Genomic DNA, 15,978 nt, shown 5'->3' with positions numbered 1-15,978 from the left:
TCTATTTTTGAAGGCATTTCAGAAAATCGTTGAAAAATATTCAGAGATTGAAGAATTTCGATGCGAAATCAACAAACCTAGAGTCAGATCGATGACTACCTAACGTAATAACCTAAAACTAAAGATGAAAAACCTATTACTCCCAATCCTACTTATGTGCAGTATTTCGGTCATGGCACAAACACCGTGTAATGGTGGAATGGCTGGACCATACCCATGCAACGGTTATAATCTACTAGCCCATCTTGACCTGAATACATTAAATGCCGGAAGTGGAAATGACTCCTGGGGATGGACGGATCCCGCCACCGGAAAAGAGTACGCTTTAATGGCTCTAAGTAACGGGACAGCATTTATAGACATATCCAATCCTACCAGCCCCATTTATCTGGGGAAACTTCCAACTCATACTAGCAACAGTAGTTGGAGAGATGTAAAAACATACGACAATCATGCCTTTATCGTGAGTGAGGCGAGTGGCCATGGAATGCAGGTCTTTGATCTCACTCGTCTTCGTTCAGTTCCAAATCCACCTGTTACATTCAACAATGATGCACATTATAGCGGATTTGGAAGAGCCCACAACATTGTGATCAATGAAGATACGGGCTACGCCTACGCTGTTGGGACCAGTACTTTTAATGGCGGACCCCATTTTGTAAATATTCAAAATCCTACTAATCCCACAGCAGCGGGTGGTTATCCGATGGATGACTACAGTCATGACGCCCAGATAGTAACCTATTGCGGGCCGGATAAAGATTATTCAGGTAGGGAGATCTTATTTGGAAGCAATGAAAATGAAGTGATCATTGCCGATATTACAGATAAAGCGAATCCTATTAGTATTTCCAGCATATCCTATTCGAATGTAGAATACACTCACCAGGGCTGGTTCACTGAAGATCAGCGTTATTTTTTGGTGGGAGATGAACTGGACGAAACCAGTGTAGGTTTCAATACCAGAACCATAGTTTTTGATTTCGAAGATCTGGACAATCCGCAGCTGTTTTTTGAATACACCGGGCCTACTCCGGCCATCGACCACAATGGTTATGTGAAAGGAACAAAATACTACATGGCAAATTACCGTGCAGGGATGAGAGTTATCGATGTGGCAGACATTGCCAACGGAAACATAAGTGAAGAAGGATTTTTCGATACTTATCCGGCTAACGACAATGCGAACTTTAGCGGTGCATGGAGTATTTATCCCTATTTTGAAAGCGGAAATATCGTGATCAGTGATATCAACAGAGGTTTCTTTGTGGTAAAAGCACAGAATCCGGATCTCGTGGCACCAGTAGCTAGTTGTCAAAATATTACGGTATCTCTCAATAACGATGGTAATGCAACGATTACAGCATCACAGGTGGATAATGGATCTTCGGACAATAGCGGAACCGTATACCTGAAAATATGCAACGACACTTTCGATTGTGGTGACCTTGGAGCCAACCTGGTAGAGCTTGAGGTGTATGATGACTTCGGAAACAAAGATTACTGCACAGCTAATGTTACCGTGGTGGACGATATTGATCCTGAAATGAGCTGTCCCGGGAATTCTCAAACACTACCGGACACAGGACAGGACTTCTACACGCTTCCGGACTACGTAGCGAACAACGATGTTACCGCATCCGACAACTGTGAATCCGACCCTTCGATCTCTCAGGATCCGGCACCCGGAACGGAACTGCCAATAGGGGTTCATACAATTAGCTTTGAAGCCACGGATGGGAATGGTAATGCGCAGAGTTGCTCGTTCAATTTAACAGTGACAGAAGTACTCCAAACCAGTACTTTCGAATTTGAGGAAGGACTTAGCTTGTATCCTAATCCTGTAACAGAGATACTGAATATCCATTCGGGAACGAGTGCAATCGAAACAATTTCCGTTGTTGACATTTCAGGAAAACTAATCTTGCAATTAACCGCCTTGAATGCGGTTGATGCTACCCTGGACCTGTCGTCAATTTCCCGCGGAATTTACTTCGTAAGGGTAAACGATATTGTAACGAAAAAGATAGTGAAAAGATAAATCGGAAGATGAGGTAGCTCTCCTTTTCTGATTCAGATAGATTGTTGAAATGAAAGAACTGGTAAAGCTGTTTTTACTTCTGATGGTCGTGGCGGCTTCCGCGCAGACACCATGTAATAATGGCTCGGCCGGAGGTTTCGACTGTGATGGCTACGACCTTGTCTCACAGATCCCGCTTTCAACTATGGGGTCAAATCGTGCTAATGATAGTTGGGGATGGACAGACCCTATGGACGGAAAGGAATACGCGATCGTTTGCTTAAATGAAGCAACCGCCTTTATCGATATTTCAGATCCTGTAAATCCGGTCTATCTCGGTAAATTGCCTACAGAAGGGAGTGCCAGTACCTGGAGAGACGCCAAGACCTATAATAATCATGCGTTTATCGTAAGTGAGGATCCCGGTCATGGAATGCAGGTATTTGATCTTACGAGATTGAGAAACGTAAACAATCCGCCAGTAATCTTTACCAATGACGCACTATTCTCAGCATTTGGAAGCGTACACAACATCGCGATCAATGAAGATACGGGATATGCCTATATAGTTGGTTCCAGTCAATTTAACGGAGGTGCGTATTTCGTAAATATCCAGGATCCGCTTAACCCAATTGCTGCCGGAGGATACGCAGGGCAAGGCTATACACATGATGCTCATGTAGTAACATACACTGGCCCGGATAATGACTATACTGGTCGGGAGATTTTCGTGGGCAGCAACGAGGACGAATTAGTAATAGTTGATGTAACAAACAAGGCTAATCCCGTAGCTATTTCGTCTATTAGTTATTCCAATGTCTCTTACACACATCAGGGTTGGTTTACTGAAGACCAACGATACTTTTTGTTGGGAGATGAGACCGACGAGATTAACTTCGGATTTAATTCCAGGACGATTGTTCTCGATCTTTCGGACCTGGACAATCCTCAGATTCACTTCACCTATTCCGGGCCAACTGGCGCAACAGACCACAATGGCTATGTGAAAGGAGATAAGTTCTTCCTTGCAAATAATGCTGCAGGCTTACGCGTCGTGGATATATCTGACATAGCAAATCAAAACATCATGGAAGTAGGTCACTTCGATACCTATTCTACCAATAACAATTCCGGTTTCAATGGCTCCTGGAGTGTTTATCCTTATTTTGACAGCGGATATATTGTGATCTCGGATAGAGAAGAAGGTTTTGTGCTGGTAAAAGAAACTGGTGTTCTGGGAACTCAGGATGTGTCTATTGGTGAATTTACAATCGCACCGAATCCATTCAGTAATAAAGTTCATATTAAAGCAACTCAAGAGTCTATCTCAGAAGTTATCATTACCGATGTGCTGGGAAAAGTTTTCTATACTGGCAGGTTTAACGAGGTTCAGGAAGTCAATATTGACCTGAGCGACCTAGCGTCTGGGATCTATTTTGCAAGAATCAATAACAACTCAACCCGGAAGATATTAAAGAAATAGTTAACCCGGTAATGGTATAGATAAAGTTGGGCACTGCTTATTATTGCCTATTACACCAAGGCTAGTGCCTTTTTATTCGTATTTTTACGCATTCTACGGTTAAAAATTATGATGAAGAAATTACTCCTTTTGGGCCTGTCGGTGTTATCAACACTCGCACTTGCTCAAACACCCTGTGACAATGGAATGGCTGGAAACTTCCCTTGCAACGGCTACGAATTACTGGCTTCTTTTACCCTGGGTGATTTAGGGGGAGCCACAGGAAATGATTCGTGGGGATGGACAGATACCAATGACGGAAAGGAATACGCCATAACAGGAGTAGATAACGGGACCGTATTCATTGATATTTCGGATCCTGTCAACCCCGTGATTTTAGGGAAATTATTAGGCCACAACAACTCTTCCAGCTTATGGCGCGACGTTAAGGTTTACAACAACCATGCTTTTATGGTCAGTGAGGCCAGCGGTCATGGAATTCAGATTTTTGATCTTACACGTCTTCGAGACGTCACCAATCCACCGGAAAATTTCACGCCAGACGCTCATTTTAATGGGTTTGGTAGTGCACACAATATCGTGATCAATGAAGATACCGGCTATGCCTATGGTGTTGGAACTTCCCAATTTTCGGGAGGAGCGATCTTTGTGAATATTCAGAACCCAACAAACCCTGTCGTTGAAGGCGGATATGCCGGCAGCGGGTACACCCACGATGCGCAGGTGGTAGTCTACTCCGGGCCGGATTCAGATTATACGGGCCGTGAGATCTACTTTGCTTGTAATACGGACGAGGTAGTGATCGTTGATGTAACAGATAAGAACAATCCTCAATTGATATCAACCATAGGTTATGCCAACATTGGATATACCCACCAGGGATGGTTAACCGAAGATCAAACCTATTTTATCGCCGGCGATGAATTTGATGAGTCCAATGTCGGTTTTAATACTCGTTCGGTAGTATTCGATTTTACAGATCTTGACAATCCTATGTTCCATTTAGAATATTTTGGACCAACTCCCGCTATTGATCACAATGGTTATGTAAAAGGAGATCGATTCTATATAGCGAATTATGCAGCCGGTATGCGTGTGGTGGACATAAGCGATATCGCAAATGGAAATATGACGGAAATTGGGTACTTCGACACTCATCCTGACAATCAGAATGTTAGTTATACCGGTGCCTGGAATGTATATCCATATTTTGAAAGTGGAAATATCATTGTAAGTAATATCGATGGTGGTTTTTTCATCGTTCGGGACGAGAACCTTGGTCTTGATCCTACAGATGCTACCAACTTTGGCTTAGCTCCTAACCCTGCTTCGGATATACTGACGATTCGTTCAGAATTAAACCCTATACAAGAAATCGAGATCTCTAATATGCTGGGACAGCAAGTGTTCTCAGCCTCATTTGAAAATTCAGACAACGAACAAATTGATATCTCTTCGCTTAGCACGGGAATGTATCTCGTTCGAATTAATAACAATACCGTAAAACGTTTACTCGTTAACTGATATACCTAAAACCCACTAAATGAAGAAAATCTTATACTTAATAGCTGTTTTATTCGGCTCAACAATGATCGCCCAAATTCCCTGTTCGGGAGGTACTGCTGCAGGATTTCCATGTTCAAATTTCAAATTGATGGGGCAAATTCCATTGTCCTTCATGGATGCCAGTGCCGGGAATGATTCATGGGGATGGACAGATCCACAATCCGGAAAGGAATATGCGCTTGTTGGCTTGTCGAATGGTACCGCATTTATCGATATATCCGATCCCATAGATCCTCAATACCTGGGAAAATTACCCACCCACACCGATCCAAGTATCTGGAGAGATATTAAGGTATATGACAATCACGCTTTTGTGGTTAGCGAGGCAAGTGGTCATGGAATGCAGGTATTTGACCTTACGCGGTTGAGAAATGTTAGCAATCCTCCGGTCACTTTTACTGAAGATGCACACTTCAATGGTTTTGGAAGTGCTCACAATATTGTGATCAATGAAGAAACCGGGTACGCATACCCTGTAGGAACCAATCAATTCAATGGTGGCCCATTGTTCATCAACATCCAGGATCCGCTGAACCCGGTAAGTGAAGGTGGATATAGTCTGGATGATTACAGCCATGACGCTCAGGTAGTCACCTATAATGGTCCCGATAGTGATTATACGGGTAGAGAGATCCTTGTGGGAAGTAATGAGAACGCTGTTGTGGTCGTAGACATCACCAACAAGAATAGTCCCATCGCGATTTCTTCAACAGGTTATTCCAACGTCGAATACACTCACCAGGGCTGGTTTACGGAAGATCAGAGATACTTTATTGTAGGTGATGAATTGGACGAATTCAGTGTAGGTTTCAATACACGAACGATAGTATTTGATTTTACCGACCTTGACAATCCACAATTCGATTTTGAGTACTTCGGAAGCACCCCTGCGGTGGATCATAATGGTTATGTTTTAGGCGACACCTACTATTTAGCGAATTATTCGGCCGGAATGCGCGCACTCGATATAAGCGACATCGCCAATGGAAACATTTCGGAATACGGGTATTTCGACACTTTCACGGACGACAATAATGCAAGTTTCGACGGTGCCTGGAACGTGTATCCATATTTTGGCAGCGGGAATATTGTTATTAGCGGTGAATTCGGTTTTACCCTGGTTAGGGATGAAAATCTAAGTACAACAGATTTCGATGACTCGGGATTCGGCCTCTTCCCGAATCCAGCAAGCGATGTTCTTACACTCACGTCCACGGGGAATCCTCTTACCTCGGTTGTTATATATAATGTATTGGGACAACGTGTTGCACAATACGATTTAAACAATTCAACTTCAGAAACAATTAATATTTCGAACTTGAAATCGGGAATGTATATGGTACAGATCAATAACGAATCAACCAAACGATTGATAGTGAATTAAAGTTTATTGCTATGAAAAAATTCTTAACCTACACATTTCTTTTCCTATTAATAGGAGGTTTTCACTCCTGCAACAAAGACGAGACCCCACCTGAAGAAACACCCCAGGGAAATACGGATGATGACGATCCGCCGGTAGGAGTAAATTTTGAAGGAATCGTAGATTACGTGAAGACCTTCGGAGGTAGTGGTGAAGATGATGCAGTTGCTGTAGTGCAGGCTAATGATGGAGGTTATGTGATCGCAGGATCCACCACTAGTATCGATGGAGATATCACTGATAAAACTACTACGGATGCCGATTTCTGGATCCTGAAAGTGAATGCAGATGGCGCAAAAGTCTGGAGTAAGACCTATGGTGGGACTGAACCTGACAAGGCCACGGCTATTCGAAAGACCTCCGATGGAGGCTACATTGTTTCCGGACATAGCAGGAGCAACGATGGCCATGTGGGTGGAAATGAAGGATTTCACGACTACTGGATACTCAAACTAAATTCGGCAGGCGATCTGCAATGGGAGACCAACTTTGGATTTTCCGGTAGTGACCAGGCATGGAATGTTATACAAACCGCTGACGGAGGTTATTTCGCGACCGGTTTCCTGGATGTTACGGCAAGCGGTGGACAAGGAAACGATGGGCGAAGTCCGGAGCACGGAGTAGGCGAATACTGGGGGATCAAAATGAATTCCAGCGGCCAGAAGATCTGGCGTCGTTATTTTGGTGGAACCAACAACGACAGAAGTTACGATGTGGCGCAAACTGCGGATGGAGGATTCCTGATGGTAGGTGCTTCGGAAAGTAATGATTTCGATATCGTAGATGACAAAGGAAGTTACGATTTCTGGGTAGTGAAAGTAAGTGCAGGAGGCGATAAACAATGGACAAAATCTTATGGAGGCTCAGAGATCGATGTGGCTTACGCCATCACCCAAACAACAGATGGTAATTACTTGCTAGTGGGTGATACAAGAAGTATAGACAAAGACGTTTCAAACCCATTGGGAAATGCCGATCTATGGACCGTGAAATTCAATAAGAACAACGGAGCTATTATCTGGGAAAAAACCTATGGTGGTACTGAATTTGAGTCGGCCAGAAGCATTCACAGACAGACGAATGGAACCTACCTTATTGTAGGATCAACTCGTTCGTCCAACGGAGATGTTTCGAACAATATTGGCCAAAATGATGCCTGGATATTGGTGATCGATGAGAACGGCCAGGTGCAATATCAGAAAACAGTGGGCGGAACAGGACTGGATTTTGCCGATGGCGCCCTTCAAACTTCAGACAACAAACTCATCGTGGTTGGAAACACTGAAAGCAGTGATGTAGACATCACGGTGAACCGAGGAATTAAAGACCTTCTACTAATAAAAGTTAAATAGTTTAATAACTTTTTTAATTAAAATTAATGAGAAAAATTGCCCTATTGCTAGCAACTTCATTCCTGTTGTTTGCTTGTAACAATGATGACGACACACCACAACCTGTCCCCAACACTACTGTAGAATTCACATTTTCCCATAATTGGGATGGAGATGCGATTGAGAACTCCGATTTTGACTTCCTACAGTATTTCAATGCAAACGGAGATCAAATGAGTATTTCAAAATTGGTTTACCTCATTTCCGATGTGACGTTTGAAAGTCTCGCAACTGGAGAAACCCTCGATGCAGGAGACTACAACCTTGTAAATGTTCGTGAGGGAACGAATTTGAGTTTCACCCCGGATATTGAAATCCCGGAAGGAGATTACCTTGTTTCTTTCACTTTTGGGTTTGATGATGAAGATAATCAGGATGGTATCTACCTGGATCTTAATTCAGCCGATGGAGGCTGGAATGTACCCATGATGCTTGGTGGTGGTTACCACTATATGCGTCTGGAAGGGAAATTCATTGACAACACCGCTACTGAGACGAATTATGCTTATCACGCAATTCGTGCCGCCGATCCTTCTACCACACCAATCACCTTGCAAGACACCTCTTTTGAAGTTAGCCTTGGACAGATCACAATTGGAAGCAGCACCAGCATAGAAATAGAGATGAACGTAGCGGAATGGTTCAAGAATCCGAACCAGTGGGATCTAAATGTGTTAAATACGATGTTAATGCCCAATTTCGACGCTCAGGTTTTGATGTTTGAAAATGGTTCAACCTTTTCCAACAGTACCGGAGTGTTTAGCCTGGGAACAGTTACTCAGTAGATCATGAAAGTTAGAATAGTTTTTTTGTTAATATTCGCGTTGACCATTGCTTCTTGTAATGATGAAGACGACAATGTGAATAGTGAATATACGGCGACACCGCTGGAACTTGAGATCCCTCCATTGTTCGCCCAAAAGATCCTTCCTCCCGTTATCCCGGAGGACAACCCACAATCTGTGGAAGGGGTTGCACTCGGCAGGAAACTATTTTTCGATAAGAAATTATCAGCAGATAATACATTGGCATGCGCCGGGTGTCACAGCCCGGCCAGTGCCTTTACCGATCCCAGACAGTTTAGTGTTGGCATTGATGGTATTGCAGGAACAAGAAATTCTATGCCTTTGTTCAATATGGCGTGGAATTACAACGAATTATTCTTTTGGGACGGAAGGTCCGCTTCGATAGAAGAACAGGCACTTGCACCAGTTGTGGACCCAATTGAAATGCACAATACCTGGTCTAATGTGGCGCAAACCTTGCAGTCGGATGGTGAATATCCCACATTGTTCGAAGAAGCCTTTGGCACACAATCGATAGATTCGGTGCTGGTTACTAAAGCTATAGCCCAGTTTCTCCGTACTTTGATCTCTGGAAACTCAAAATTCGACCGTTACATGAATGGTAATGAAGAACTTACCCCTTCAGAATTAAATGGACTGAATGTCTTCCTGGATGAGAACAGAGGTGATTGCTTTCATTGCCACGGTAATCCCAACAATCCCTTATGGACTGACAATATATTCCATAACAACGGCTTGGATGAAACTTTCACCGATCTCGGACGTGGAGGTGTAACTGGTGATCCAAGGGAATTTGGCTTGTTTAAGACACCAAGCCTGAGAAACCTGATCTACACCGCACCTTATATGCACGATGGCAGATTTGAAACTATTGATGAGGTGATCGATCACTACAGCGAAGGACTCGTTTATTCCGAAACCATCGATCCCCTAATGAAGTCGGTGGACGAAGGCGGCGTTCAACTTAGTCCTGAAGACAAGGCGGACCTCAAGGCTTTCCTACTTACATTAACCGATGAAAACTTTATAGATAATCCGGATTTTCAGAATCCGAATTAATCCTGAATTGTCGGGCAGCCACTAAAGCAAAATTCAGGGCTGTTAATTATTACTTAAATCTATACAATCATAGGTCTAATTTGTTCTTAGACTATGGTAAAAACTCCCTTTTAGCTTATATTTGCATCCTAATTTAGAATTAATCTATTTAGAAATGATCAAAGTTAGTGAGCAGGCTAAGTCGAAAATTTCACAGTTGATGTCTGAAGAAGGATTCGCCGTGGAACAAGATTATGTGCGTGTGGGTGTGAAAAGCGGTGGATGCTCCGGATTGTCATATGATTTAACATTCGACAATGCACTTAAGGATGAAGATAAAATGTTTGAAGATAGCCCGGTGAAAATCGTAGTAGATAAGAAGAGTTTTCTTTACCTGGTGGGCACTACTCTCGAATACAGCGGAGGACTGAACGGTAAGGGGTTTGTATTCAATAATCCTAATGCCAACCGAACTTGTGGTTGCGGAGAAAGTTTCTCACTATAAAATTTGCTGAAAAGAAATGGGAAAATTTACAGAAGACGATCTTAAAAAAGAATTAGAAACCAAAGAATACGAGTATGGTTTCTACACTGATATTGCTTCGGATACCTTCCCGGCAGGTTTGAACGAGGATATCGTTCGAGCCATTTCCAAAAAGAAGGAAGAACCTGAGTGGATGACTGAATGGCGACTGGAATCCTTCCGCCATTGGCTGGATATGGAAGAACCTGAGTGGGCAAATGTGAAGTACAAAAAACCCGATTTCCAGGCAATATCATATTATTCGGCTCCGACCACAAAGCCTAAGTACGACAGCCTGGATGAGGTGGATCCCGAGTTACTGGATACATTCAGCCGTTTAGGAATCTCTCTTGAGGAACAGAAACGACTTGCTGGTGTGGCGGTAGATATCGTGATGGATTCTGTTTCTGTTGCAACTACTTTCAAAAAAACACTTGCGGAGAAAGGGATTATTTTCTGCTCTATTTCAGAAGCGATAAAAGAGCACCCGGAACTGGTTAAAAAATACCTGGGTACAGTGGTGCCTCAAAAAGATAATTTCTATGCGGCACTCAACAGTGCGGTGTTTAGCGATGGCTCGTTTTGCTATATCCCGAAAGGGGTGAGATGCCCGATGGAGCTCTCTACCTACTTCCGGATCAACCAGGCAGGAACCGGGCAATTTGAAAGAACGCTTGTGATTGCTGATGAAGGGAGTTATGTAAGCTACCTGGAAGGGTGTACTGCTCCTTCCCGTGATGAGAACCAACTGCATGCAGCAGTGGTCGAACTGATAGCACTCGACGATGCTGAAATAAAATATTCAACCGTTCAGAACTGGTTCCCTGGCGACAAAGAAGGTAAGGGTGGAGTGTTCAATTTCGTTACCAAGAGAGGACTTTGTGAAAAGAATGCAAAGATCTCATGGACACAAGTTGAGACCGGAAGTGCTGTGACCTGGAAATACCCAAGTTGTGTTTTAAAAGGTGACAACTCCATTGGTGAATTCTATTCGATTGCTGTAACAAATAACTATCAGCAGGCGGACACAGGAACTAAGATGATCCATTTGGGTAAGAATACCCGAAGTACAATTATTTCCAAAGGAATTTCCGCGGGGAAATCTCAAAACAGTTATCGTGGATTGGTCAAGATCAGCCCGAGAGCTAAGAATGCCAGGAACTTCTCACAATGTGATTCCTTACTAATGGGGAACGAATGCGGGGCACATACCTTCCCTTACATTGAAGTAAGTAATCCATCGGCACAGATCGAACACGAAGCCACGACCAGTAAGATTGGAGAAGATCAAATTTTCTATTGTAACCAACGAGGGATAGAAACCGAAAAAGCAATTGCCTTAATCGTAAATGGATTCAGTAAAGAAGTATTGAACAAGCTTCCCATGGAATTCGCCGTGGAAGCACAAAAATTATTAGAAATCAGCCTTGAAGGCTCGGTAGGATAAATTTTATTGAAAATGAAAAAAATCGCATACCTATTTCTGTTAACCCTAATCGTTGCTGCCTGCAACAATTCAGAAACAAAGAAAACCGAAGATCAAACTAAGATTCAGGATAGCCTGTCTACGGACACCGAGTCTGATCAAAACGTTGTTGATGTGCGGATGCCGGTTTATCGCGGTGAAGTGATCTTTACTGAAGAAGGCGCGGTTATGAATGGCCTGGATTTTACTTACGGCATTGTGATGGATGCGGTTGCAGAAGACCTAAAGGCGCAGGTAGAACCGGTAAAAAAGGATGAATACGACATGGTAAAGGTTGTGGTCACAGGCGTTGTGTCTGACAACCCTGCCCTGGCCGAAGGAAAAGAAGGATGGGAGAAAGTAATTACCATAAAGAAAATATTAAGCGTAAGCGCACAGCCTTCGCAACCAGATGTTAAAATTGAAGCTAAGAACTAGAAAATGTTACAAATAAGAAATTTACACGCCGGAGTTGAAGAAAAGGAAATCCTTAATGGAATTGATCTTCATGTGAAACCAGGAGAGGTACATGCCATCATGGGACCTAATGGGTCTGGAAAAAGTACATTGGCCTCGGTAGTGGCTGGAAAAGAAGAATTTGAGATCTCTGAAGGAGATATTCTCCTCAATGGAGAAGACATTTCCGAACTGGATCCTGAAGAGAGAGCACATAAAGGTGTTTTCATGTCCTTCCAGTACCCGGTGGAGATCCCCGGAGTAACGGTAACTAATTTCATTAAAACAGCGATCAACGAATCCCGAAAGGCTCAGGGGCTTGAAGATATGCCGGCTTCTGAGATGCTGAAAAAGATCAAGGAAAAGGCAGAAATGCTGGATATCGACCGAAAGTTTCTATCTCGTTCTCTGAACGAAGGTTTTTCCGGAGGAGAGAAGAAACGTAACGAGATCTTTCAATTAGCAATGATGGAACCAAAATTGGCTATCCTGGACGAAACAGACTCCGGGTTGGACATCGATGCCCTTAAAATTGTGGCTAATGGTGTAAACAAGTTACGGAATGATGAAAATGCAGTGATCGTTATCACCCACTACCAGCGACTACTGGACTACATAGTTCCAGATTATGTGCATGTCCTTATGGATGGAAAGATAGTGAAGTCGGGGCCAAAAGAACTGGCTTACGAACTTGAAGAAAAAGGATACGACTGGATCAAAGAAGAAGTGAAAGCTTAGTCACTAAAACTTTATAGTGCTATGAATCTCAAGAATAAATTATTGTCCTCATATATCGCTTTCGATGATTACCTGGAAGCAGACTCTCCTGTTCACGATCTGAAAAACAAAGCGATAAAGATATTCGAGTCGGAAGGTTTCCCTACCAAAAAGCAGGAAGATTGGAAATATACTTCGTTAAACTCACTGCTTAAGGCAGATTACAGCCTGTCACCCAGACGCGACCACGACCTGGAGTTCAAAGATGTGAAGCGATACTTCCTTCACGATATTGACACCTACAAGATCGTTTTTGTAGATGGTGTATACAGTTCTTTCCTTTCGGAAACCACCCATGAGAAAATGGATGTATGCCTGCTGTCGGCAGCCATGAGCAAACCGAAATACAAGCCTGTTATCGAAGCATATTTCAACAAAATAGCTCCGGAAGACAGTCTAACTTCCCTGAATACCGCATTTGCCAAGGAGGGAGCCTATATTTATATTCCAAAACACAGGGAGGTTGAAAAACCCATTGAAGTGATCAATTTCTCTACTGGTAACGAAGCTGCCCTTATGTTGCAACCACGTAACCTGATTGTCGTTGGAGAGAATGCACATGTTCAGATAATCGAAAGGCATCAAAGTCTTTCGGATAATCCCGTGTTCACAAATTCGGTTACTGAGATCTTTGCGGAAAAGCGCGCGTTTGTAGATTACTATAAGATTCAGAACGACCGAATTACCGCCTCATTGATCGATAACACTTACATCTCACAGGAAGGTCAGAGCAATTGCCGTGTTCATACATTCTCTTTCGGTGGGAATGTGACACGAAACAACTTAAATTTCTATCAGAAAGGTGAGCGTATTGACTCAACTTTAAAAGGAATCACCATCCTGGAGGGTAAGCAACATGTTGATCACAATACACTTGTTCATCATATTGAACCAAATTGCGAAAGCCACCAGGATTACAAAGGAATCTTCGGAGATGCGTCTACAGGGGTGTTCAACGGTAAGGTTATCGTGAATAAAGAGGCTCAAAAAACCGATGCATTTCAGCAAAACAACAATATCCTGATCGACGACAAGGCTACTATCAATGCGAAACCGCAATTGGAAATATTCGCCGACGACGTGAAATGTTCTCACGGTTGTACTATCGGGCAATTGAATGAAGATGCATTGTTCTATCTCAGAACTCGAGGAATCGCGAAGAAAGAAGCACGTGCTTTATTGATGTATGCCTTCGCAAACAATGTTCTGCAGAGCGTAAAGATCCCCGAACTCAAGAAGCGTATCAACAAATTGATCGCAGAGAAGATTGGGGTTAATATGGGCTTCGATCTCTAAGCTCAGTTTAATGAAAATCAAGATGGCACTGAATGTAACTCAAATAAGAGAAGATTTTCCTATTCTAAAGCGCCAGGTGAATGGAAAGCCTTTAGTGTATCTTGATAATGCCGCCACTTCCCAGAAACCAAAACAGGTAATCGATTGTATCGTAGATTACTACAGTCGCTACAATGCAAACATTCACCGGGGAGTTCACACACTTTCCCAGGAAGCGACCGATGCTTACGAAAGTGCCAGGAAGAAAATTCAGAAGCATTTCAACATTGAAAAAAGTCATGAGATAATATTCACTTCAGGAGCAACCCAAAGTATAAATCTGGTCGCAAATGGTTTTTCGTCTTTTCTGAATGGAAGTGATGAAGTAATGGTTTCGGCCATGGAACACCATTCCAATATCGTCCCCTGGCAAATGCTTTGCGAACGAACTGGAGCTATCCTGAAGGTGATCCCAATGAAGGAAGATGGTACGCTGGACATGAAAGCATTTGATGAGAAACTTTCAGAAAAGACAAAACTGGTTTTTGTAAATCATATTTCAAATGCTCTGGGAACTATAAATCCTATTGAAGAAATCATCGACAAAGCCCATAATTCGGGAGCCGCCGTATTAGTAGACGGAGCCCAGGCCTGTTCGCATTTGAAGCCAGACCTACAGGCTCTAGACGTGGACTTCTATGTTACCAGTGCTCACAAGCTTTGTGGACCCACAGGTGTAGGGATGCTTTACGGTAAAGAAGAGTGGTTGGAAAAACTACCTCCTTACCAGGGCGGTGGGGAGATGATTGCCGAGGTAACTTTTGAGAAGACCACCTATGCGGATCTGCCGCATAAGTTCGAGGCCGGTACTCCGAATATCGTTGGGGGGATCGCCTTTGGTGCGGCCATAGATTATCTGGATAACATTGGATTGGACAATATTGCGGAATACGAAGCAGAGCTGCTCGAGTATGCAACCACAGAATTACTGAAAATAGACGGGTTGAAGATCTACGGAACCGGTTCGGACAAGACTTCAGTGATCTCGTTCAACCTGGAAGGAATTCATCCTTACGATGTTGGCACCATTCTGGATAAACTGGGAATTGCGGTGCGAACCGGGCATCACTGTGCCCAACCAATTATGGATTTCTACAAGATTCCGGGAACAGTGAGAGCATCGTTCGCTTTTTACAATACCATGGAAGAGATCGATCTGCTCGTTGAAGGCATAAAAAAGGCACAAGTGATGCTTAGTTAACAAGCAAAAATGAAGAAGGAATAAGATTTGTAGTATCTTCGAACAAAACAACAAAAACCATATAATGAGAGCACTAATTGTTTTATTCATGGCCACAATCTTTTTTACAAGTTGTGATGAAACTAAAAAAGTAATTGAGGTTGCAGGAAATGTTCAACTGGCAGGGAGTTATGCTATTAGCGTAATTGGCGACAAGGAGGTAGCAGAGAATGCGCCTACCATTTCGTTCATGGCCTATGACAAATCGATCAAAGGGAATACGGGTTGTAATTCTTTCTTTGGAACATACGCTTTAGACCTAAATGTTTTAACCTTTTCCGATATAGGTTCTACGGAAATGGCCTGCGAGCAACCGATCATGGATATCGAAAATAACTTCCTCCAGGCACTACGTGAAACGGGTTCATTTTCGTTACAGAATAATGTACTAACCTTATTATCGAAAGACGATCAGTCGGTATTACTGAAAGCTCAAAAAGAGACCAACGAATAAA

Annotated in this window: 14 protein-coding genes; all 14 read left to right on the top strand. The window is 43.0% G+C overall.

Annotation, left to right across the window (positions count from 1 at the left end):
• Nucleotides 1–124 precede the first annotated feature (124 nt).
• The 14 genes from J1N09_RS15495 (at nt 125) to J1N09_RS00580 (ending at nt 15,977) form a co-directional block, all read left to right on the top strand.
• Complete coding sequence (locus J1N09_RS15495; RefSeq protein ID WP_321160784.1) at nt 125–2,041, top strand: choice-of-anchor B family protein; 1,917 nt, start codon at nt 125–127, stop codon at nt 2,039–2,041.
• Nucleotides 2,042–2,090: 49 nt separating this feature from the next.
• Entirely contained in the window at nt 2,091–3,503 is a 1,413-nt protein-coding gene (locus tag J1N09_RS00640) for a choice-of-anchor B family protein (protein ID WP_265197447.1), read from the top strand.
• A 108-nt stretch (nt 3,504–3,611) separates the two neighbouring features.
• Nucleotides 3,612–5,027 carry a choice-of-anchor B family protein gene (locus J1N09_RS00635; protein ID WP_321160783.1) on the top strand — a complete coding sequence of 472 codons (1,416 nt, stop codon included), beginning with the start codon at nt 3,612–3,614 and terminating at the stop codon, nt 5,025–5,027.
• 19 nt (nt 5,028–5,046) lie between these two features.
• Nucleotides 5,047–6,453 (top strand): choice-of-anchor B family protein, encoded by a 1,407-nt coding sequence (locus J1N09_RS00630; protein WP_265197446.1) that lies wholly within the window; start codon nt 5,047–5,049, stop codon nt 6,451–6,453.
• An 11-nt stretch (nt 6,454–6,464) separates the two neighbouring features.
• Entirely contained in the window at nt 6,465–7,844 is a 1,380-nt protein-coding gene (locus J1N09_RS00625) for a hypothetical protein (protein WP_265197445.1), read from the top strand.
• 26 nt (nt 7,845–7,870) lie between these two features.
• Nucleotides 7,871–8,668 carry an MbnP family protein gene (locus J1N09_RS00620; protein ID WP_265197444.1) on the top strand — a complete coding sequence of 266 codons (798 nt, stop codon included), beginning with the start codon at nt 7,871–7,873 and terminating at the stop codon, nt 8,666–8,668.
• Nucleotides 8,669–8,671: 3 nt separating this feature from the next.
• Entirely contained in the window at nt 8,672–9,748 is a 1,077-nt protein-coding gene (locus tag J1N09_RS00615) for a cytochrome-c peroxidase (protein ID WP_265197443.1), read from the top strand.
• A 154-nt stretch (nt 9,749–9,902) separates the two neighbouring features.
• Entirely contained in the window at nt 9,903–10,232 is a 330-nt protein-coding gene (locus tag J1N09_RS00610; protein ID WP_265197442.1) for a HesB/IscA family protein, read from the top strand.
• Nucleotides 10,233–10,248: 16 nt separating this feature from the next.
• Entirely contained in the window at nt 10,249–11,697 is a 1,449-nt protein-coding gene (gene sufB / locus J1N09_RS00605) for a Fe-S cluster assembly protein SufB (RefSeq protein ID WP_265197441.1), read from the top strand.
• A 12-nt stretch (nt 11,698–11,709) separates the two neighbouring features.
• Nucleotides 11,710–12,153 (top strand): hypothetical protein, encoded by a 444-nt coding sequence (locus J1N09_RS00600; RefSeq protein WP_265197440.1) that lies wholly within the window; start codon nt 11,710–11,712, stop codon nt 12,151–12,153.
• Nucleotides 12,154–12,156: 3 nt separating this feature from the next.
• Entirely contained in the window at nt 12,157–12,909 is a 753-nt protein-coding gene (gene sufC / locus J1N09_RS00595) for a Fe-S cluster assembly ATPase SufC (RefSeq protein ID WP_265197439.1), read from the top strand.
• Between the two features lie 21 nt (nt 12,910–12,930).
• Complete coding sequence (sufD, locus tag J1N09_RS00590; RefSeq protein WP_265197438.1) at nt 12,931–14,244, top strand: Fe-S cluster assembly protein SufD; 1,314 nt, start codon at nt 12,931–12,933, stop codon at nt 14,242–14,244.
• 10 nt (nt 14,245–14,254) lie between these two features.
• Nucleotides 14,255–15,484: a cysteine desulfurase gene (locus J1N09_RS00585; protein ID WP_321160782.1), complete on the top strand. Its 1,230-nt coding sequence runs from the start codon at nt 14,255–14,257 to the stop codon at nt 15,482–15,484.
• Nucleotides 15,485–15,572: 88 nt separating this feature from the next.
• Nucleotides 15,573–15,977 carry an META domain-containing protein gene (locus tag J1N09_RS00580; RefSeq protein ID WP_265197437.1) on the top strand — a complete coding sequence of 135 codons (405 nt, stop codon included), beginning with the start codon at nt 15,573–15,575 and terminating at the stop codon, nt 15,975–15,977.
• Nucleotide 15,978 lies beyond the last annotated feature (1 nt).

The sequence above is a fragment of the Aureitalea sp. L0-47 genome (assembly GCF_026126405.1).
Lineage (GTDB): Bacteria > Bacteroidota > Bacteroidia > Flavobacteriales > Flavobacteriaceae > Pukyongia.
This window is presented reverse-complemented; position numbering and strand designations above follow the sequence as displayed.